The organism is Paenibacillus sp. BK033 (genome assembly GCF_004345425.1).
Lineage (GTDB): Bacteria > Bacillota > Bacilli > Paenibacillales > Paenibacillaceae > Pristimantibacillus.
Genome location: NZ_SLVP01000001.1, coordinates 1,544,134 through 1,565,208 on the forward strand (window position 1 = coordinate 1,544,134; position 21,075 = coordinate 1,565,208).

Here is a 21,075-nt window from a genome sequence, read left to right on the forward strand (position 1 = left end):
ATTAATAATAGAGAGCCAAAAGATGTTTTTGCCATCTTCTCCCTTATCGGATTATAATAGTGGAAGGATAGAAATGGACAGGAGGCCATCAGAAGCAAATGTCACGGGAAATAGTAAACAGCCGGATTGTCTCTCTGAATGTAGGAACGCCGGTAGTGGCGATGCACGGAAGCAAGCCCATTCAAACAGGGATATACAAGACAGCTTCCGAGAGCAGGCATTTTTTAAGCAAAACAGGGTTAAACGGCGACGGTCAGGCGGATCTGGTTAATCACGGCGGACCGGATAAAGCGGTGTGCGTTTATTTCGAGCGTCATTTCCCGCACTGGGAAGAGTGGCTGGGCAATAAGCTGAGCTACGGCGCTTTCGGCGAGAATTGGACGGTGTCCGGTTGGACGGAGCATGATTTGTGCATCGGAGACGTTGTTCAAGCCGGCGAAGCGGTTGTTCAAGTAAGCCAGCCAAGACAGCCTTGCTTCAAGCTTGGCATCCGCCATCAGCGCCCGGAGCTTGCCGCGCAGGTGCAGCAAACCGGATACACCGGTTTTTATTTCCGCGTGCTGAAGGAAGGCGAAGTTGAGGCAGGCGAGGAATTGAAGGTTCTGGAACGGCATCCGGCAGCCATCTCCCTGGCCGAGGCCAATCGCGTTATGTACAAGGGCAAGACAGACTTGGAAGGAATGTCGGCACTGCTTGCGGTCGAGGAGTTATCCGAGAGTTGGAAGCAGACCCTGTCCGGCCGCATGGAAAGGCTTCGGCAAGAGACGCGGGGAGGCCACGCGGATTGAAGGATATCGAGCTCGCCGCGCTAATTGAGCAGTACCGGTTCGATGGGCAATGGAAGGTTGTACCGGGAGACAGCGGGATGAATAACACGACACGGATGATCAAGGCGGGCGACGAGCGGTACGTTCTTCGTGTGTATAACAATCACCGGGACAGAAACATTGTTGCGCTTGAACACCAAGTGCTCTTTGCGCTTGACCGGCAGCAGCCGGGCTTCAGCGTTCCCGTACCCGTGGAGAACCGTTCAAGAGATACGGTTTCCGTTCTGCAGGACGGTGCGCTTGCCGCATTATACCGGTATATTCCGGGGGAACGGCCAACCGTTCAGCATAAGGAGCATATCCGCTCTCTTGGCGAGTCGGCCGCCAGGGTCTCAAAGGCGTTGCGCGGCATGACGATTTCGCATAAGCCGATCTATGATCCGTACTACTTGCTGGAAGAAACCTATTCCTCCCTAATCCGTCATGAGCTTCCCGTCATTTTGCAGTCTTCCGAACAATTTATTGCCAGGGCAGACAAAGCCGCGGCAATCGTAAACCAGGTAAAAGACTTGTCCAGGGGATTACCGGCCGTAAAAGAGCTGCCCCATCAATGGATTCATGGCGATCTTAACTTTAGCAACACGGTGGCGGACGGCGAAACGATCATTGGCGTGCTGGATTTCGAGTTTTGTACCGTTGATGTCAGGGCGATGGAGCTTGTTGTAGCGCAAATTGATTTCTTCAAAGGCGAGGAATCGGAAATATGGGAAAGGCTGCGGCTATTCTGCGAAGGTTACGGAAGCATCGACAAGCTTACGCTTGCTGAGGTTGAGGTGATGCCCCTTCTTATTAAGCTGAGAATGCTTGATGTGTTTCTTCACTTCGCGGGCCGCTATAAAGAAGGTCTGGATGATGCCGCGTTAGTTGCAGGCTTTATCGACCAGACGTACCAGATTTGCGAATGGGTGGACCGGAACGAAGAGCAGCTGCTGACATTGTTCCGGCATGAGCTTTTGAAAGAGGTATAACCCCATTCCTTCATGTTGCCAATTTGAGAGAGGATGTGCCGGTATGAACGTTGCAGCATCGCTTGGATACGACAGCCAGGAACGATTGTTGATCATTAACGCTGACGATTACGGACTGTGTCAGTCAACCAATAAAGGAATACAGCAGCTGCTTCAGGAACAGGCGGTAAGCTCGGCAACCCTTATGATGCCGTGCAAGTCCTCTCGCGAAGCAGCTCTTTGGAGTGCCACACATCCGCAATACGATGTGGGCATTCATTTTACGTTTACAAGCGAATGGGATTCTTACCGTTGGGGGCCGGTTCTCAAGGGCAGCGATACGCAGTCGCTGGTAACCGCCGAAGGGTATTTCCCGAAGGATTGCAGAAGCTTCGAGCTTCAGGCTGAACCTCGGCAGGTGAAGAAGGAAATGATTGCCCAGATCGAAGCCGCGCTTGAATTGGGAATGAATCCAACTCATGCCGATAACCACATGGGAAGCTTGTACGGTCTGGAGACGGGCAAAAACTTTCTGAAAGAAATATTCGAAGTATGCTCAGCATACGGGCTGCCGTTCCGGATGCCCCGCAAGGTGGCGGCGGCAAACGGGCAGATGGTTCCGCCCGAGCTGGAGGAGCAGGCGCGCCAGCTTGGTTTGCTGGCCCATGCAATGGGAGTCGTCGTTCTTGATTATTTGGTTGGCCTTCCGTTCCCGCTTAAGCCGGGAGATACCTACGATACGGTTAAGGCCGACCTGAAGCAGCAATTGAAGCAGCTGCAGCCGGGCGTTACCGAATTGTTATTCCATCCTTCTCTCGTGACGGATGAGCTGCTGGCTTTCCACGGTCAGCCGGAGAAGCGCGGCATGGAGTTCCAATTGTTCCGCGATCCGGACGTCCAGCAAACCTTGCGGTCGGAAGGGATCCGCCTGATCCGCTGGAGAGATTTGCAGCTGCTGCAAAGCACCGTATACGGAAGGCCGTAAAATTGAAACCGAAACAGGAACTGGGATTATCGGGGGAGAATTTTTGGAAACCATACGATTTCATTATAGCCAGCATGTAGCTAGAGCGATGAAGAGTTTATATTTTCAAACCTTGCGAATTCGACTAACGTGGGTTTTCGAGATCTTATTGGTTATAACCTGTTTCGTGATTGCCGCCGCTACGAATTCCAGGCTGCTGGCGGTCATTGCGGCTGCAGTCGTTATATTAGCGCTATTAAACTATGTAACCCAATGTATTATTCATCCAAGGAGAATCGTTAAAGACAGAAAGCTGAACGGAGAGTTCGAATACAGCTTTAATTCCGATAATCTTAAATTAACGATGGCGGATGGAACATCCAATGTGAATTGGAGTTATTTCGCGAAGGTCTGGGAGAACCAGCACTATTATTTTTTGTTCCATAATAAGAGGCAGTATTGGATCGTCCCGAAAGAATCGTTCCGTAATAGCGAGCAGGAACAATTATTCCGTCAGATCGTTCAAAGCCATCTTTCCATAACTACGGGAGTCATCCGATAACCGGACAAAGGAGACGCACTTATGTCATTTCAATCGATTAACCAATTAGCGGAGAGACTGAAGACCAATATCGGCCAGGTTATTGTTGGAAAAGAAAGCGTTACCGAATTGTTGTTTATCGCCTTAATTACTTCGGGCCATGTTCTGCTGGAGGATGTGCCCGGCACGGGGAAAACGCTGCTCGCCAAATCGCTGGCGCAGTCGTTGAAGCTCCAGTTCCGCCGGGTACAGTTCACGCCGGACCTGTTGCCTTCCGATCTGAGCGGGATCCAGTATTACAATCAGAAAGAGGGCGGCTTCGAGTTTCGTCCGGGGCCGCTCTTTACGAATCTGCTGCTTGCCGACGAGATAAACCGAGCTACTCCGCGGACGCAATCCAGCCTGCTCGAATGCATGGAAGAGCGTCAGATTAGCGTCGACGGAGAGACGAAACGTCTGGACAAGCCGTTTATGGTCATTGCAACCCAAAATCCGGTGGAGCATCAAGGTACGTTCCCGCTGCCGGAAGCGCAGCTTGACCGGTTCTTATTCAAGATCCAGATGGGCTATCCCACAACGGAGGAAGCGCTTCAAATCCTGAAACGCTTTAATAATGCCGACCCGTTATCGCAATTGGATGCGGTTGCAACAGCTGCCGATATCGCGGAAGCCCAGCGTCATTATGCGGAAGTCCGCATAGAAGACGAAGTGCTGCATTATCTGCTTCAGCTGATCGAACGGACCCGCACGCGCGACGATATTCTTGTTGGCGTAAGTCCGCGCGGCAGCCAGGCGCTCCTTAGAGCTTCGCAGGTCCATGCGATTCTGCGCGGCCGGGATTACGTCACGCCGGATGACGTGAAAGCGATGGCGAAGCCGGTGCTGGCGCACCGCTTGTCTCTAAGGGGAATGCAGAGGTCTCATAAGCATGCGGAAGACATTATCGAAGATATTATCCGGCAAACCGCGGTGCCTGCGGAAGCTGGAATCGGCTCCCGATAGGGGGTCAATCGATGATTATATTTTGGGTAGCGTTTGCCGCAATCATTGTCTTTTTCCTGCAGGCCAAAATCTTTCATAAGTATGCTTTGCGTCAAATCGGGTATGAACGGCAATTTCAAAAAAGGGTTAGCTTTCGCGGCGAAACGATCGAGCTGGTCGAGCAGTTGACCAATGCCAAATGGCTGCCCGTTCCCTGGATGCGGGTCGAGTCCCAGTTATCTTCGGACTTAAGGTTTCACCGGCAGGATAATCTGGAAGTGAGCAGCGGCAAGCTGCTGCAAAATCATAAAAGCTTTTTCACCCTTATGCCTTATACGAAAATCACGAGAAGACACCGCATCGAATGCAAGAAGCGGGGCTGGTATAAGCTGCAGTCGGTGACCATGACGGCGGGCGATCTGCTAGGCTTTCTGCATCAGACGAAGCAAATTGCATTAAATGGCGAATTAATCGTCTACCCGACACCTGCAGAGGTACCCGTGCATCAACTGCCTTCGCATAGCTGGCAAGGGGAGATGTCCGTAAGACGCTGGATTGTCGAGGATCCGTTTGTCGTGATGGGGACTCGCGAGTACCGTTCCGGGGACACCTACAAAATGGTCAATTGGAAAGCAACGGCAAGGACCGGCAATCTTCAGGTTCATCAATACGACTATACGGCGGACCGCAGGCTGATGGTTTACCTGAACGCGGAAGACAACGAAAGCATGTGGCGTTCCATTAATGACGAAGAGCTTATCGAGCACGGAATCGAATGGGCGGCAGGTGCAGCCCAGGCCGTTATACAAGGCGGCATGGAAGCGGGCTTCTGCACGAACATGCCGATTATCGGGGAGTCCGGCAGCACGTTCATTGAACCGCGCAGCGGCGGAGGGCATTTGACGGATATATTCGAGGCCATGGCAAAGCTTGAGCTTGTGCGGACAGAGCCCTTTGCGGATCTGTTAGCCCGGGAAGCGGACAGCGGCTACTCCCAGCGTGACGTGCTTGTGATCTCCAGCTTTTGGAACGATCAACTCGAGCTCCAAGCGGACAGGCTTCGCCGCAACGGGAATGCGGTTGTTCATTGGAAGCTGACGCCGAATCCGGTTCAAGAGCAGGCAGGTGAAGCAGGATGAACCAATTGAAAAAGCGGCATTCACTGCTGCATTTGATTTATGGGAGCATAGAAACGTTATTCGCTTTGCCGATATGGTTTATCGCCCTTTTCTATACGTCAACCGATGCGTTTACGGCGGTATGGCTTCTGACCGTCCCGTTCATTTATATGACGGGGGCAGTGTGGATCCGAAAGTTGAAAAATAACCGCAGGATATACCGGCTGCTGCTGGGTATTCTGCTTGGAGCGCTTCATGCCGGCTTGATCTATGCCGTATTAATGGCCGTTCAGGCGGATCTTCCGGGAGCGGCGGTTGCCCTGCCGATACTGCTTGGAGCCTTTACGGCCGTTAGAGGAATGGGAGCAGGCACCAAAGGCTGGTATGCCTCCTTTCCGAACACGTTTATGTTCGTTAGTGTCATTCTGTATACGATATTAACGATCGTTGCCCATCTTCAGGAGCAGCTGCAGCCGTATTTTACGTTCCTGACCATTTGCGGCATTGTTGCTCTTGTTCTAATGCTTTACATCATTAATGAACGTTTATTGTCCTATGAGACGCAATCCGGCGGAGCTATTCAATCGTCGACGACAAGAACATTCAAACGGCAAAACCGTTTCATGTTGACGATTGTAGCCGTTCTTCTTCTCCTAGCAGGTTTGTTCCGCCAGCTTCAGTCTTCCATTGAATCGTTTTTCCATGCGGTTATGAACAAAATTTTGGGCTGGATGGACGGTTCAGGCAAACCGATCGAGGAGCCGCCTTCCGACACGCAGCCTCCCCCAAGCGGACTGCCACCCGTAGAGGCGCATAATCCGCCGGCTTGGCTGGAAAGATTGGAACTGGTAGCGAAATATATTGGCATCGCGCTTCTGATCATTGGTGTCGCGGTACTCTTGTTCTTTATTGGCCGCAAGCTGTACGGTCTCTTAAACAAGATGCTGGGCAGAATCTGGGAACGGGCTGCTGACAGCAAGGATGCCGCCGTCGGTTATACGGATGAGGTTGAAAGTCTGGTTGACCGAACCAAATGGAGCGTAAGACTTGGCAAATCAAGCAGGAAGAAGGAAGCACGCTGGGAGGAGCTGTCTACAACCGGAGAGAAAATCCGTTATCTGTACCGGAGATATGTTGCGGCTGCCGTAGGCCGGGGGTATGATTATAAGCCTCATTACACGGTTAGAGAAACCGCGTCGGATATTACGGCCTGGAGCAGCAAATCCGTCTCGCAGGCAGATGCCGATAGTCTTGCCCGTCTGTATGACGAAGCTCGTTACGGTGGACGGGAGCCAAAAGAAGAACTCGTCCAATCCCTTAAGAAGAAATTGGACGAGTTGCGCAAATAATTAACGAAGCGAAACAATATGCTCGGCAATCTTGTTGCCGTGAAAACGGCCGGATTCGATAAAAATTTCATTCGCTTCATGCTTGGAGGCAACGACACCTGCCAGATACAGGCCGGGTACGTTTGTCTCCATTGTTGTTTCGTCAAAGCACGGGAAGCCTTCTTCCTCGATGCGCACGCCGGAGTTCGTGAGAAAATCGCGGTCGGGATGGAAGCCGGTAAGGGCGAGCACGAAATCATTGGCGATGGGATGGCGTCCTTCGGGATTTTCGACGACGACATGACGTTTATCAATCTCAACAACGCGGGACTCAAATAACATGCGAATGATGCCGTTATTAACTTTGGCTTCAAAGCCGGGCCGCACCCATGGCTTAATGCTCGAGGAGTAGTCCGCTCCGCGGTATATGACCGTAACCTTTGCACCGACTCGTTCCAGCTCAAGCGCTGCGTCGATTGCCGAGTTGCTGCCGCCGATAATCGCGACCTCCATGCCGGTATAGGGATGGGCCTCCCGGAAGAAGTGAGTGACTTTGTCCATCTCTTCACCGGGGATTCCGAGATAATTCGGATGATCGAAGTAGCCGGTGGCGACAACCACGTAACGGGCCTCGTATTGTTTTTCTTCGCCGTAGCGGTCAGCGCTGGTTAAACGGAAAAGCCCGCTTTCCTGCCGTTCGACCCGGAGGACGGTTTCATACGCATTCACGCGCAGGTTGTTGCGAAGCGCTGCAGTCCGGTAGTAATTGATCGCTTCAAGGCGGGATGGCTTATCATTGGGCGTCGTAAACGGAATCTCTCCGATCTCCAGCCGTTCCGGCGTACTGAAGAAATGCATGTATGTAGGATACATGGAAATGGAATGGGCAATGTTGCTTTTTTCGATAATGACGGGATGAAGTCCAATCCTCTCAAGCTCAATGGCGGCGGCAAGGCCGCAGGGACCGGCTCCGATAATAATGGCTTCTTCTTTGATCATTTGTCGTGGAACCTCCTTAAACGAAAAAAAGAGTAATACTGATCATTCATACCTGCAAACATTAACCTTCATTGTACAGCTACCCGCGGATTTTATGCAAATTTGGCGAATGGCTATCTTGTACAGGGGAGGTATTATTGTATAATAATGTGGAACCGTGGTTAGAGAAGGAGGGGCAAACATGCGACGGCGATTTGTTATAGAAGCGGTTATGGTGGCAACGTATGGACATCTCCTTATTCCGAGCCGTCCGATTGATTACGTCGTGCCTTATTCATCCATTCTTGAATTGTACGATATGAGAGACGGGGCAGAGCCGGTAATGGATGATCCGGAGGATGACGCGCATGTAAAGAGCAAAATCGGCGAGCTCATTACATTTTTCGAGGATCCGCTCAACCGGAAAAAGATCGAACGCGCCATGCAGGTGCCTTGGCGGGAAAGCTCTCCGCTAATCTTAAACGACAGGATACAGTTCACGGTTGTACATGCCGTAGATAACGCGCATTATGGCGAATATTTCGACCCGATCGAGACAGAGCTGCTTCTGACCAGCTCGAAGCTGCAAATTCCGCTGTTGTCCGATCAATTCGAATTTCAAGATAAGCTGCTCGAAGCAAGGGTGCCTGTCCAGGTATACGATATCGAAGATTTCGAGTTTGCGGTGGAAGAGGGCATCTCCATTAAGGATGCGAGCCAGTTCGGGGATTCCTAATAAATTAATAGCGATTCGACAAAATCAGCTATTGCAAGAGAGAGAGTCCGTCTGTTACGATACGAACAGATTACACGAAATACAATTCCGAAGGGAAAGGGGTGTCCGGTATGCGGAATCAACAACAGGCAATGATTGTTCTGGTTCGTTTTTTCCATGCATGCCGTGCAGGCCGCCTTCGCGATGTGACGTCTGTAAGCGGATAGCTATCCGCTTCATGGCGTTTGCGTCTTTGCAAGGATCCCGAGCCTAATTGCGGCTTGGGGTCTTTTTTTGTTTCTTTTTAACCAGTGAGGGGAGGCATACAAGAGAGTGAAGGTATTATTGCGGGTATTAGCGTACGTAAGACCAAGCGCGAAATGGGCGGCAGCGGCAATCGTCGTCATGCTGTTCGCTACGATCTTCGACCTCGTGGCGCCATGGATATTGCGAGAGATCTTTGACGAAGGCATCAAGAAGGAAAATGTATCGCTTATTTTATGGCTAACCTTGCTCTTGATCGGAGTTCAGGCGTTAAAAAGCGCGGGGATGTTCGTGCAGGGCTACTCCCAGGAGCTTGTCGGGCAAAACGTTGTGTTTAAGCTAAGAGAGCAGCTTTACGCACAACTGCAGCGATTATCCTTCTCGTATTACGACAAGGCGCAGACCGGACAGCTCATGTCCCGGATGACGGGCGATATCGAAGCCGTCAAAAACTTTGTCGGCTTTGGCGCAATGGGCCTGCTGACCGGCTTGTTGACCTTTGTGGGTACGATGATCTTTATGCTGTGGATGAATTGGAAGGTCACCTTGATTAGTACGGTTACGATCCCGCTCATTCTCCTTATTTTATGGTGGTTCAGCAACAAGGTTGGTCCTGCCTGGTCCAGTATACGGGAGCAGACCGGACGGCTGACGACCACCCTACAGGAAAACATTGCGGGCATCCGAGTTGTGAAATCGTTTGCGACGGAAGAGGTTGAACAGCAAAAGTTCGCCGAGCGGAACAAACAAAACTTCGATACCAATATGGACCGCGCCAAATTGGAAGCGAAGGCATTCCCGTTGATGGGCTTGTTCGGGGGATTAACCTTTGTTTTGATGATCTGGCTGGGAGCGGTATACGTGGCTCGGGATGAAATGACGCTGGGGACGTTTATGGCTTTCCAATGGTATACATGGGGAATTATTTGGCCGCTCAACATGCTGGGCTGGCAGATTAACATTATGCAACAGGCAATCAAGGCGGCTCCGCGCGTATTCGAGGTTCTCGATACGCCTTGCGATATTGTATCGCCGGAGAACGGAGTCCAAACCGATCACATGCGAGGTAAGGTCTCCTTCCGCAATGTCAGCTTCTTCTTTAACGACCAGGATCAAGCGAAGGATCAGCCGATTATTGACGATATTTCCTTCGAAGTTGAACAGGGTGAAGTTATTGCCGTATTAGGCGCAACCGGTTCGGGAAAAAGCAGCCTGATCGCGCTTCTGTCCAGATTTTACGATGCATCTTCCGGCACGGTGCAGATTGACGGCATTAATGTCCGCGACTACGACTTGGATGGCCTGCGCCGAAATGTAGGAATCGTACCGCAGGAGACGTTTCTGTTCTCCGCTTCTATCCGGGACAATATTGCTTACGGCTACCCGGATGCGACAATGGAGCAAATCGAGCATGCCGCTCAAAAAGCGCAAATCCATGATTTTATCACGACCATGCCTCACGGCTACGACACCTTGATTGGCGAGCGTGGAGTCGGGCTTTCCGGCGGACAAAGACAACGGGTGGCGCTTGCGAGAGCGATTCTGATGAATCCTCCGATTCTGGTCCTCGACGAAGCAACCGCCAGCGTGGATACGGCAACGGAGTCGGCCATCCACGAGGCTCTGCTTGAAGTCATGAAAGGCAGAACCACCTTCATCATTGCGCAGCGCTTGTCCTCGATTCAGCATGCCGACCGCATACTCGTATTGGAGCAAGGTCGTCTGATCGAGCAGGGTACCCATAAACAATTAAGCGAGCGGAACGGATTCTTCCGTCAGCTGTTTGAACGTCAGAAGCTCGCGGCAGGACGCTAACGGACAGGAGGGGAATACATGAGTCAAGTGGAATGGGACGACGACAGCGAGATTGAGGAGAAACCCTTTAATCCCGCCTATATGAAGAGGCTACTCGGTTATTTGAAGCCTTATCGCAAGACGCTTACTCTTATTATAGGCGTTGTCCTTGTCAATATGATTTTAAGCCTGGCAGAGCCCTTGCTGCTTGGATATTTGATTGACGAAGGCATTACCAAAGGGAATTTTACCGCTATTCATCTGTTCGGTATTACTTTGCTCGGCATCAAGCTGATCGGCTGGGGCTGCGGCTGGGTACATACCAAATACATTAACTTTACCGGCCAGCGCATCTTGTACGATCTTCGCCAGCAGCTGTTCAATCATCTGCAGAAGCTGTCCTTCCGCTTCTTCGACGGACGGCCGGCAGGGAAAATCATGTCCCGTATTACGAACGATACAAACGCGATTGGCGAACTGATTAACGGCGGTCTGATTACAACCGTCATGGAAGTCACGCACCTGGTCGGAATTGTGGCGATTCTGCTCTGGATGGATTGGAAGCTGGCGCTTCTGTCCTTCATTATGATGCCGCTTTTGTATCTCATCGTAAACCGGCTGCGCCCGAGAATCGAAGGGGCATGGACCCGTTCGCGCAAAACGATGTCGGCCATTAACGGACATTTGAACGAAACGATTCAAGGCATCCGCGTTGTTCAGGCATTCTCGCGCCAGCACAAGAACAGCGCAAGGTTCGAAGGGATTAACTTCCGGAACAAGCAGGCTTTCATGCGCGCCATTATGCTGGAGTCAACGGTTTATCCTCTGGTCGAGCTGGTGGGGATGATCGGTACTTGCATCGTCGTTTGGTTCGGAGCCAAACAGGTGATGGACGGTGCGCTTACGATTGGTTTCGTCATGGCTTTCATTAATTATTTGTGGCGTTTCTGGGGACCGCTCAGCGCCTTGTCCAAGGTGTACAGCCAAGTGCTGTCGGCAATGGCTTCCGCAGAACGGATCTTTGAAATTCTGGATACGGATGCCGAGGTAACGGATGCGGCCGACGCGCGCCGCATGCCGGCGATCAGCGGGGAAGTGGCGTTCGAGAACGTATCGTTCCGTTATGAAGAATCGAAGCCCGATGTGCTTCATGGCGTCAGCTTTAAGGTTCGTCCCGGGCAGCGGGTTGCGCTTGTCGGACCAACGGGTGCGGGGAAAAGCACAATCGTTAACCTGTTGATGCGATTTTACGATGCAACCGGGGGGAAAGTTACGATCGACGGATTGGATGTCAAGGACGTCACGCTGGAGTCACTGCGCAGGCAGATGGGAATCGTTCTCCAGGATTCGTTTATTTTCTCGGGAACAATCGAACAGAACCTGCGGTATGGCAATGACGGGGCAACAAGGGAACAAATGATTCAAGCCTCGGAAAGCGTACGGCTGGACCGTGTCGTTGCGTCCATGAATGAGGGCTATGAAACGGAAGTAGAGGAACGGGGCTCGAAGCTGTCGGTTGGCCAGCGGCAATTGCTTGCATTCGGAAGGGTGCTGTTGTCCGATCCGCGGATTCTCATTCTGGATGAAGCAACCTCAAGCGTGGATACCGAGACGGAGCAGCATATCCAGGAAGCGCTGGAGACGTTGCTGAACGGACGAACCGCCTTTATCATCGCGCACCGTCTCTCGACGGTACGCGACGCGGATCTTATACTTGTTGTCCAGGACGGACGAATCGCGGAGCAGGGCTCGCACAACGAGTTGATGATGCACGGCGGTCTGTACGCGAAGCTGGTAAATACGCAGCTTAACATGCAAGAGGCTGTGTTGACGCAAGTTCAAGCTTAATTCGCGGCTTCGCTTGCCTGCTTAATCCGGTCGATCGCTTCGGCCATCGTTTTATCCGTAAGATGGGCGTAGATTTGGGTCGTCTCGGGAGAGGCGTGCCCAAGCTGCTCCTGGGTCATATAAATATCGTTACGCAGATAGTAATCGGTTGCGAACGAATGGCGGAGCTTATGTACGCTTAAATAAGGCTTGCCGAAGCGTTTCGCATACTTGATTACCATTTCCTGAATGGCGCGTTTGGTCATTCGGGAGCCTTCTTTTTTGCCGTTAGCAATGGCAAGAAAGAGGGCTTTTTCGCGTTTTGGCGCTTTGTAATGGGAGTCTCTCATTTGCAAATAAGCCGTTAGATCTTCCACCGCTTCCTGACGAAAATAGACGGGAGTCTTGAAGGTATCGTCGTTCTTGCCTTTTCGGTAGACATAGGCGAGCTTCTTCTTCACGTCTATATCGTCGGTATTCAGGTTTACGATTTCGGAGACGCGAAGGCCGGAATGAAGAATCAGACTGATAATGCAGCTGTCTCTGGTTCGATTAAGCTGGTAAGAATATAACGCCTGCTTGTTCTCCGCAACATCCTTCTCGTAATCGGCATGAATATAGGCCAGAAATTCGTGAATTTCTTCTTCCTGCAGCAGCTTGCCTTCCAGCTTGGCCGCCGTATCTTTTGGCTTATGCGTCCGTTTGATCGAGACCTTGGCCATCACGTTCCGCTTCAATAGCGGATAGAACTCTTCATCCTCCGCAATCTGGCTCAAGTAATGAAAGAGAGACCGGAGAGAAGACAGCTTGCGCGTAATGGTCGTTCTGGTATTGCTATGGTTCGGATTGGTCGCAAGGAACATCCGGAAGGTATCAATGCTGTCCATATGCAGCCGTTCAAGCTCGATAAGCTGGACGTCCTTCACCTTCTCCGCGCTCGATAAGCCTTCGGCAATCAGCCATCCCATAAACGTCTCGTAATCTCTGACATACTCCAGTAATGAAGAGGGAGAGAGGTCGGGAAGCTTGTAGTTGATAAATTTCTCCACATACCAGGGCATCATCGGAACACGCCGGTCGAGCTCCTGCCGATCCTTGATTTTGATCACATTCAATGCTGTTCACCTCGCTTCAAATCTTCCTATATTGTACCAATTCAAGCGATAGGGAACAATCAGAAGGATTCCGAAGCCAGGAAAAAGTTAGCTTAGCAAATAAATGTAATTAATGTATTTGGGTTACTATATTATTTTCTGTATGTTAAACTCGTGTAAAACCTGCCGTTACTAAACAAAATATTTCCAATTAATGATTTATACAATTATTAATTAAATGAGAGGAGTATTAATGTTGATTAATAATCAAATTTATAAATATAGTATTGCCATTATTCTAGCATTCATGATGACGGTTGCCATGCCGCTTCAGGCTGCAACAGCAGCGGCGCCGGCTACACTCAGCTATGGCGACTCTGGTCCGGATGTTCCGGATTTGCAGTTCCGACTGAAGACGCTGGGTTATTTCGATAATACGGCGATCACAACGTTTTACGGCAAAATGACGGAAGAGGCCGTTCGCAAATTCCAAGCGGATTACGGACTGAAGTCGGATGGCGTAGCGGAGGAGAAAACCTGGACCCAGTTGAAAAAGGTGTCCGCCAATCAGGAAGAGCTTGATCTCCTGGCACGCATCGTGTATGCGGAAGCTCGCGGTGAGTCGTACAAAGGCCAGGTGGCCGTTGCGGCGGTTGTGTTAAACCGTCTTGATGCTGACGGCTTCCCTAAAACCATTAAAGGCGTTATCGAACAATCCGGCGCGTTCACCGCGGTAGATGACGGCCAATATTATTTGAAGCCGGATTCTACAGCTTACAAAGCCGCGCTTGATGCGCTTGGCGGCAAAGATCCGTCGAATGGCGCGTTGTACTATTTCAATCCAAAGACGGCGACATCGAAGTGGATCTGGTCCCGCAAGCAAACTGTTCAAATCGGTAATCACATCTTTGCGGTGTAAAAGGTAAAGGAAGGGCTATGCAAAAAGCTTGCCCGATATCGGCATGGTTTATTTAAAGAAATAATGGACGAAGGCGCATTCCTGCTCGGATCGAGCGGAAATGCGCCTTTTATTTTATCCATAAATAAAACTGCCCTATATTTCCTAACATTCATACCTTTGTTATACTAAAAATTAAATCCTTTGTACAAATTCTAAATAAAATAAGGTGATCTCATGGAATCGAAACGTATTGCAGCAGAAAAAGCAGTTGAACTGGTTAAAGACGGGATGAAAGTAGGACTTGGAACCGGCTCTACCGCTTATTGGGCGATTCAAGCGATTGGCCGACGGGTGAAGGAAGAAGGGCTAACCGTTCAAGCGGTCGCAACCTCGGTTCAATCCGAGCAGCTGGCGAACGAACTTGGCATTCCGATGATGCCGTTTGCCGATGTGGACATGCTTGATTTGACGATTGACGGAGCGGATGAGGTTGATCCTGCCCTGCACTTGATCAAAGGCGGCGGCGGCGCGCTGCTCCGCGAGAAGATTGTTGCGGCTGCAAGCAAGCAGCTGATTATTATCGTGGACGAGAGCAAGGATGTGAAGCAGCTGGGCAAGTTCCCTCTGCCGGTCGAGATTGTTCCGTTCGCGTTCGAGCTGACGGTAAAGAAACTTCGCAAGCTGGGCTGCGAACCGAAGCTGCGCAAGAACGGAGAAGCTCTGTATGTCACCGATAACGGCAACTATATTGCGGATTGCGAATTTGGCGCCATTGCCGATCCGGAAGCGCTTCACGATGACCTGAACCGCATTCCCGGCGTTGTGGACAACGGATTGTTTATCCATATGGCAAGTCTTGTTATTGTGGGCTCCGCTGACGGTTCGATCAGGAGCGTTACAAAGGAATAAGCCGACCAAAACTGCAGGAAGGGTGGAGAAGCATGAGCAAGAGGTTTGCGTTGATAACGGATATCCATGGCAATATGCCAGCGTTAAAAGCAGCCCTTCATGAGATCGACACTTTGCACGAAATTGACTCCATCTATTGCTTAGGGGATATAATCGGTATCGGCCCGGACACGAATGAAGTTCTTCATGCGCTTTTCGCAAGGGAGGATGTATCCTTCGTATCCGGCAATCATGATGAGGCCGTGCTCGCGATTATCAAAGGCGAATCTTATCCACAGAGCCATTTCCATTCGGAACGTCACCATAAGTGGATAGCGGAAAGAATGGACAAGTCCTTTGTACCGCTGCTAGAACGCATGCCCCGCGTGATCCGAACCGTAGAGTGCGGCAAAAGCATGCTTTTCACCCATTATCATATTGCCCGTGATAAATGTAAGGATCCGATCAGCAAAGATCCGTTTAGTCCGATCGTTGAACCAAGCCTGTGCAATCTGGAAAAGCTGTTTAGCGGATATGAAGACGCATTGATCGCTTTTGGCCATCATCATCCGGTTCATTATTTCCGGAACGACAGACAAATGTATGTTAATCCGGGTTCCCTTGGCTGCAACAATAACTCTACCGCAAGGTACGCGATTGTAGAGGTGAGCGATCAGGGCTTGGAGGTGCATCTGAAGGAAGCGGAATATGATAATTCGGCATTCCTTGCTTCTTATGCAAAGCTGGATGTGCCCGACCGGGAATTTATTTTGCGGGTCTTTCACGGGGATCAGCTCAGAGTCTAAGCCTGAGGACCATGGACAACATAGCAAATTGTTTTGTTTCGGTAAGGCTGGCTCGAGTAACTAATATAAACAACACGAAGCAGGGGCATCCGAATGCCCTTGCTTCTTTACTTATCCGAGAAGAAAGAAAGAATGTTATAATAGGAATGCTTTGGGATTATTAGAGGAGGTATTGTCTTGCTTACGTTTCGCGACAGCGCACGAGAAGACTTCAATAGAGTAGCCGCTTTTCCCGCCAATGCCTCGGAAGCCTTTTACATGTTTCCGAAAGGAACGTTTCCGGTCGAGCCGCAGTTTCTATATGAGCTGTCATTAACCAGTAGGGTACCTACAATAATCGAGTACAACGGTGAGCCGGTCGGGTACTCCAATCTATACGATGGTTTAAACCATACGACTTAAAAGCGTTAATGAATGAGGAAGGCATCGAGATTGCAGGAATACTAATGAGGATAATCCTGTAAAGCGGGAGTGAAACAGTCAGCATGAGTATGTGGAGCGGGGTTCTTGTAGGATTGTCAATTGCAGCCCCGGTTGGACCGATTGGCGTGTTATGCATGAAAAGAACCATCAACCAGGGCCGATGGTATGGCGTTTTATCCGGTCTGGGAGCGGCTTCCGCGGATGCCGTATACGGGCTCATTGCCGCGGTCGGATTTACGGCGTTAACGAATGTACTGGTTGACCAGCGTATTTGGATTCAATTTATTGGAGGATTGTTTCTATGTTACTTAGGTTATCAATCGGTCCGGGCTTTACCGCAAAGCGGGAAAGAGTTTCAATTAAATAACGGATTGGCGAGAGCCTATTTGACCACTTTTTTTCTCACTGTGACCAACCCAATGACGATCTTGTCGTTTACGGCTATTTTTGCGGGCATACCCCACTCGGCGAAAGCGACGGCAGAGGATTCGTTTCTGCTTGTGTTGGGAATCTTCCTTGGCTCCATGCTGTGGTGGCTTATTCTCGCTGAATTGGTTGGGATCATCCGGACGGCTCTGAATGCCAAGGCTATGCGATGGATTAACGTATTATCAGGTGTCGTATTGCTTGCTTTCGGAGTGTGGTCTTTGGTAAATGGGTTATTTTTTCAATAACATCGTTACTATTTGTATTTTATTAACTTGATATAAATTAGTAGGTTAATAATGATGACTCGGTTGGGAACTTTGGAACAATGACGAAGAATATGAAGTAATTACGGCAAATTTTTAATGAATAATTTACCTCGTCGCGGGGTGAATTTTTCTTTCGAAAAAACGGCTCAGCCCCTTTGACTTAGGAGCTATGGAAGTGATATATTAATCGAAGTTTGTTTTTACGCGTTAAGGAAAGGATGCAAAAAAAGTGGCTACAAGCGAAGACATCACGAAACCGAAACTAATACCGACCAAAATTTTGAAATGCAAAAATCCAGATTGCAAAGCATGGATTCGGGATGAAATGGCTGCCGAAGAACAATTGTGTCCAATGTGCAAGGGACCGATGGGACGGAGCATGAAGCACTTGCCGGCTCTTCAGAAGAAAGCGAAGCCAAAGCCGCGCAAGCCAAAGTCGGAATTTGAATTTTAGTATTTAACTTATGGGGGAATTAGCCAAACGGCTGCGTCTGGAAACGCAGCCGTTTGTGCTTTGCGGAGGAAGGGAAATAAGTGAGCAATCATTATCCATTTGAGTTTGATCCCAAGCTTCCGTTTATTCAGCAGGCAAGCGACTGGATAGCGGATGTCTTTTATGAACAGCTGCCTGAAGCGGGCTTTGAAGTTCGCGACGAACAGATTTATATGGCTTTTCAGCTTGAAAGAGCGTATGCCGAGAAACAGACGATTTTTGCGGAAGCGGGTGTTGGCACGGGTAAAACCCTTGCTTATTTGCTCTATGCCATCAGCTACGCCCGTTACACGAGAAAGCCGGCCATCATTGCCTGCGCCGACGAATCCCTTATCGAGCAGCTTGTAAAGCCGGAGGGGGATATCGCTAAGCTGGCCCGCTATTTGGAATTTACGATCGATGCGAGACTCGGCAAATCGCCCGATCAATACCTTTGCTTGAACAAGCTTGACGATGCTAGAGCGGCATTTGATGAGGACGCGGAAGCTTTTGACGAGATTTTCCGCGGATTGCCTTCCTTTGTTCACAAGCCGGAAACGATGCAAAGCTTTCAACCTTACGGCAACCGAAAAGACTACCCGTCATTAAACGACGAACAATGGTCCAAGCTAGGTTGGGATGTATTCCAGGATTGTCTGGTTTGCGACAGAAGGCACCGATGCGGTCAGACCTTATCCCGCGATCACTATCGGAAAGCTGCCGATCTGATCATATGCTCGCATGACTTCTACATGGAGCATGTATGGACTTACGAGGCACGCAAGCGCGAGGGTCAGCTTCCGCTCCTTCCGGAGCATAGCTCGGTCGTCTTTGACGAAGGGCATCTGCTCGAGACCGCGGCGCAGAAGGCATTAACGTACAAGCTGAACCACGCGGTATTCGAGGGCATCATAACGCGCCTTCTGCAGGATGAGATTCGGGAATCGCTGGCGCTCGCGGTAGAGGATGCCATTGTGCAAAGCGAACATTTATTCGCGCTTGTCGCCCGCCATAGCAAGGCTGTGACCGCATCCAGCCGCAAAGAAGTGCTATGGAGCCCTGAACTGGTCCGCGAGGTGAACCGCCTGCAGGATATGCTAGCTTCCATCGAGGAAGAGCTTGTGTTCGAAAGCGGTTTGTTTACGATCGATGATTACCAGCTCAAAATTGTGGAAGAGCATATTGAAATGATTCAATTTGCCTTGTCTTTGTTCAAGCGGGAAGAGAAGCCGATCAGTTGGGCAGCGGAAGACAAAGACGGTATTACGCTTGTCATCATGCCAAGATGGGTGAAGGAAGTGCTCAAGGAGCAGGTGTTCTCGAAAAAAATGCCTATCGTGTTCTCGTCGGCAACCCTGTCTGTCGGAGGAGAATTCAATTATATCCAAGACAGTCTCGGAATCGAGCAGTCTTTATCCTTCTCGGTGCCTTCTCCATACGAATATGGGGAACAGATGCAGGTGCTTATGCCTGGCGAATCGGCAGCGCAGCTGAGCTGGGCGGATAAGATGAAAGCTGCCGGGAATCTCTTGGAGCGAAAAGGCGGACGTACATTGTTCCTGTTCCCTTCCATGGAGGAGCTTGAGCGTTTCCGCAAGGAAGCAGATGAAAGCGGCCTTACGGAAAGCTATCGCTTCTTGTTCGAGGGTTCGGCTGAGATTAGCCATCTCATCGCCGAATTTCAAAGGGATGAGACAAGCGTACTCTGCGCGGTCACTTTATGGGAAGGACTGGACATACCGGGTCCATCCTTGTCGCAGGTTATCCTGTGGTCGCTTCCGTTCCCTCCAAATGATCCTGTCTTTGAAGCGCGTCGCGGCGATTCCGCAAATCCGTTTGCGGAGATAGACATGCCTTATATGCTGCTCCGGTTAAGACAGGGCATCGGCCGCCTCATCCGCGCCCGCGATGACCGCGGTACGGTTGTCATTTTCGGCACGGAGCTTCATGACAATGCTGTCCGCAATCAGGTTCTAAACGTATTGCCTGAGGGTGTCTCGGTAGAGACTCTAACTTAAAAATAAACACGAAAAGCCAAGAAGAGCAGGATGCTTTTCTTGGCTTTTCTATACTACAATAGGACTTATAAGTTTGAGCCGGGAAAGGAAAAGGACAATGATTCAATTATTAAGAGTGTCTGCGGAGCATGCCGATTTTCGCGCGTTGATTAAGCTGCTGGACAAGGATCTATGGAATCGATACCCCGACACGCAGCAATTTTTTGATGCGCATAATCAAGTCAAGCTGGAGGCGAATGCCGTAGTTGCTTACCTCGATGATAGGCCGGTTGGCTGCGGCTGCTACAGGGAGATGAGTGACGAATATACCGTTGAGATCAAGCGCATGTTTGTCAAAGAGGAAGCAAGGGGCAGAGGAATAGCTAAGCGAATCGTGAAAGAGCTGGAGCAATGGGCAGCCGAGGAAGGAAAGCGGGAAGCGCTCCTCGAGACGGGGACGGGACAACCGGAAGCGATTTCGTTGTACAAGAAATTAGGTTATGTCCGGGTTGCAAACTACGGGCCTTATATCGGCAGCGAAGAAAGCGTTTGTATGGGGAAAAAGCTCGTTTAATGCAGCAATCAGAGCCAAGAACAACACGTTCTTGGCTCTTTTTTATTTACTTGATCTGCTCGATAAATCGCTTGGCTGCGCTGGACAACGGCATATTCCGCATGTTCATCATGCCGATGTGCGAAGGAGGGAGCGGGATGTCGAGCTGGATCTCGAACAAGGAACCCTCCGCAAGCTCCTTCGCAACAAACTCGCGGGTAACATACGAAATCCCGAGCCCTCTGCGGGCGAACTCGATCAACAGATCGACGCTGCCGACTTCAATCTCCGGCTTGATCATGTAACCGTAGCTATGGAATATTTCCGTGATAGTCATACGGGCCCGGCTGTTGCGGGAGAATAGGATGATGGGGTACTGCAGCAGCGTGTTTAGAGACAGGACTCGGTTTTTCAAATCGTTATAGACCGCCCCGGCCACAAAGCAATCCTGAAGCTGAAAGCTTTCCTTTACTTCAAGCTGGGGATCAACGATGGGCATGCGGACAACTCCAAGATCTATTTTGCCCTCTTTCAGGAAAGTAATGACTTCGGGCGTGGTGCCATGGTTCAAATGCAGCTTGATGCCGGGATATTTCTTGATGAAATCCTCCAGGTAAGGGAGCAGATAATGTTTAAACAAGGAATCGCTGCCGCCGATCCGCAGCTCGCCGTTGTCCAAATTTTTAAGCGCAATCATTTTCTCTTCGGCGGTGTTGATCAGAATTTGGGACTGCTCGATATAAGAGTACAAAATCGTGCCTTCCTGGGTTAGGGCAACGCCCTTGGAATTGCGGTAAAACAGCGTCAGGCCAAAGCTTTCCTCGAGCTGCTTGATGGCATGGCTGACGCTTGGTTGAGTGAGGTAGAGGACCTTTGCGGCCTGGGTCAAACTTCCTGTTTTGGCCGCCCAATAGAACACCTTGTATAGTTCATAGTTATTAGTCATAGACGTGGTCGATAGC

At 50.3% G+C, this 21,075-nt stretch carries 21 protein-coding genes; 18 read left to right on the plus strand and 3 right to left on the minus strand.

Features of this window, described 5'->3' with window-relative positions:
* Positions 1–98: 98 nt before the first annotated feature.
* The 7 genes from EV294_RS06970 to EV294_RS07000 all read left to right on the plus strand — a co-directional run bounded on the left by EV294_RS06970 (position 99) and on the right by EV294_RS07000 (position 6,727).
* Positions 99–788, plus strand: coding sequence for an MOSC domain-containing protein (locus EV294_RS06970; protein WP_132305083.1), 690 nt, complete (start codon positions 99–101; stop codon positions 786–788).
* Positions 785–1,795 (plus strand): phosphotransferase, encoded by a 1,011-nt coding sequence (locus tag EV294_RS06975; protein WP_132305085.1) that lies wholly within the window; start codon positions 785–787, stop codon positions 1,793–1,795. Before EV294_RS06970 ends, EV294_RS06975 begins: the two co-directional genes overlap by 4 nt.
* A 43-nt stretch (positions 1,796–1,838) precedes the next feature.
* On the plus strand, positions 1,839–2,759 hold the full coding sequence (locus EV294_RS06980) for a polysaccharide deacetylase family protein (RefSeq protein WP_132305087.1): 921 nt from the start codon (positions 1,839–1,841) through the stop codon (positions 2,757–2,759).
* Between the two features lie 166 nt (positions 2,760–2,925).
* A complete protein-coding gene (locus EV294_RS06985; RefSeq protein WP_165930595.1) occupies positions 2,926–3,300 on the plus strand; it encodes a YcxB family protein in 375 nt (124 codons plus the stop codon).
* A 21-nt stretch (positions 3,301–3,321) separates the two neighbouring features.
* Positions 3,322–4,281, plus strand: coding sequence for an AAA family ATPase (locus EV294_RS06990; RefSeq protein ID WP_132305091.1), 960 nt, complete (start codon positions 3,322–3,324; stop codon positions 4,279–4,281).
* A gap of 11 nt (positions 4,282–4,292) precedes the next feature.
* On the plus strand, positions 4,293–5,399 hold the full coding sequence (locus tag EV294_RS06995) for a DUF58 domain-containing protein (RefSeq protein WP_132305093.1): 1,107 nt from the start codon (positions 4,293–4,295) through the stop codon (positions 5,397–5,399).
* On the plus strand, positions 5,396–6,727 hold the full coding sequence (locus EV294_RS07000) for a DUF4129 domain-containing protein (RefSeq protein WP_132305095.1): 1,332 nt from the start codon (positions 5,396–5,398) through the stop codon (positions 6,725–6,727). Before EV294_RS06995 ends, EV294_RS07000 begins: the two co-directional genes overlap by 4 nt.
* On the opposite strand, the gene EV294_RS07005 is transcribed toward EV294_RS07000, so the two are convergent.
* Complete coding sequence (locus EV294_RS07005) at positions 6,728–7,705, minus strand: YpdA family putative bacillithiol disulfide reductase (protein WP_132305097.1); 978 nt, start codon at positions 7,703–7,705, stop codon at positions 6,728–6,730.
* Positions 7,706–7,886: 181 nt separating this feature from the next.
* Between EV294_RS07005 and EV294_RS07010 the strand changes: the two genes are divergently transcribed.
* The 3 genes from EV294_RS07010 to EV294_RS07020 all read left to right on the plus strand — a co-directional run bounded on the left by EV294_RS07010 (position 7,887) and on the right by EV294_RS07020 (position 12,305).
* Positions 7,887–8,420: an ADP-heptose synthase gene (locus tag EV294_RS07010; protein WP_132305099.1), complete on the plus strand. Its 534-nt coding sequence runs from the start codon at positions 7,887–7,889 to the stop codon at positions 8,418–8,420.
* Positions 8,421–8,732: 312 nt separating this feature from the next.
* On the plus strand, positions 8,733–10,478 hold the full coding sequence (locus EV294_RS07015) for an ABC transporter ATP-binding protein (RefSeq protein ID WP_132305101.1): 1,746 nt from the start codon (positions 8,733–8,735) through the stop codon (positions 10,476–10,478).
* 18 nt (positions 10,479–10,496) lie between these two features.
* The gene (locus EV294_RS07020) at positions 10,497–12,305 is read left to right on the plus strand and encodes an ABC transporter ATP-binding protein (RefSeq protein ID WP_132305103.1); all 1,809 of its coding nucleotides are present in this window, start codon (positions 10,497–10,499) and stop codon (positions 12,303–12,305) included.
* Here EV294_RS07020 and xerS read toward each other — a convergent pair.
* Positions 12,302–13,399, minus strand: coding sequence for a tyrosine recombinase XerS (xerS, locus tag EV294_RS07025; protein WP_132305105.1), 1,098 nt, complete (start codon positions 13,397–13,399; stop codon positions 12,302–12,304). The two genes, EV294_RS07020 and xerS, sit on opposite strands and share 4 nt — an antisense overlap.
* 232 nt (positions 13,400–13,631) lie before the next feature.
* Here xerS and EV294_RS07030 point away from each other — a divergent pair, with 232 nt between their 5' ends.
* The 8 genes from EV294_RS07030 to EV294_RS07065 all read left to right on the plus strand — a co-directional run bounded on the left by EV294_RS07030 (position 13,632) and on the right by EV294_RS07065 (position 20,134).
* Positions 13,632–14,297 carry a cell wall hydrolase gene (locus EV294_RS07030; RefSeq protein ID WP_132305107.1) on the plus strand — a complete coding sequence of 222 codons (666 nt, stop codon included), beginning with the start codon at positions 13,632–13,634 and terminating at the stop codon, positions 14,295–14,297.
* 216 nt (positions 14,298–14,513) lie between these two features.
* Positions 14,514–15,188, plus strand: coding sequence for a ribose-5-phosphate isomerase RpiA (rpiA, locus tag EV294_RS07035; RefSeq protein WP_132305109.1), 675 nt, complete (start codon positions 14,514–14,516; stop codon positions 15,186–15,188).
* Positions 15,189–15,220: 32 nt separating this feature from the next.
* Entirely contained in the window at positions 15,221–15,973 is a 753-nt protein-coding gene (locus EV294_RS07040) for a metallophosphoesterase family protein (RefSeq protein ID WP_132305111.1), read from the plus strand.
* A gap of 177 nt (positions 15,974–16,150) precedes the next feature.
* Positions 16,151–16,375 carry a hypothetical protein gene (locus EV294_RS07045; protein WP_132305113.1) on the plus strand — a complete coding sequence of 75 codons (225 nt, stop codon included), beginning with the start codon at positions 16,151–16,153 and terminating at the stop codon, positions 16,373–16,375.
* Between the two features lie 83 nt (positions 16,376–16,458).
* Positions 16,459–17,070 carry a LysE family translocator gene (locus EV294_RS07050; protein ID WP_132305115.1) on the plus strand — a complete coding sequence of 204 codons (612 nt, stop codon included), beginning with the start codon at positions 16,459–16,461 and terminating at the stop codon, positions 17,068–17,070.
* A gap of 250 nt (positions 17,071–17,320) precedes the next feature.
* Positions 17,321–17,545: a cold-inducible protein YdjO-related protein gene (locus EV294_RS07055; RefSeq protein WP_132305117.1), complete on the plus strand. Its 225-nt coding sequence runs from the start codon at positions 17,321–17,323 to the stop codon at positions 17,543–17,545.
* An 80-nt stretch (positions 17,546–17,625) separates the two neighbouring features.
* Positions 17,626–19,581, plus strand: a complete 1,956-nt coding sequence (locus EV294_RS07060) for an ATP-dependent DNA helicase (protein ID WP_132305119.1) — start codon at positions 17,626–17,628, stop codon at positions 19,579–19,581.
* Between the two features lie 97 nt (positions 19,582–19,678).
* Positions 19,679–20,134: a GNAT family N-acetyltransferase gene (locus EV294_RS07065; protein ID WP_132305121.1), complete on the plus strand. Its 456-nt coding sequence runs from the start codon at positions 19,679–19,681 to the stop codon at positions 20,132–20,134.
* Between the two features lie 46 nt (positions 20,135–20,180).
* Here the strand turns inward: EV294_RS07065 and EV294_RS07070 are convergent, their stop codons facing one another.
* Positions 20,181–21,059: a LysR family transcriptional regulator gene (locus EV294_RS07070; RefSeq protein ID WP_132305123.1), complete on the minus strand. Its 879-nt coding sequence runs from the start codon at positions 21,057–21,059 to the stop codon at positions 20,181–20,183.
* Positions 21,060–21,075: the final 16 nt, after the last annotated feature.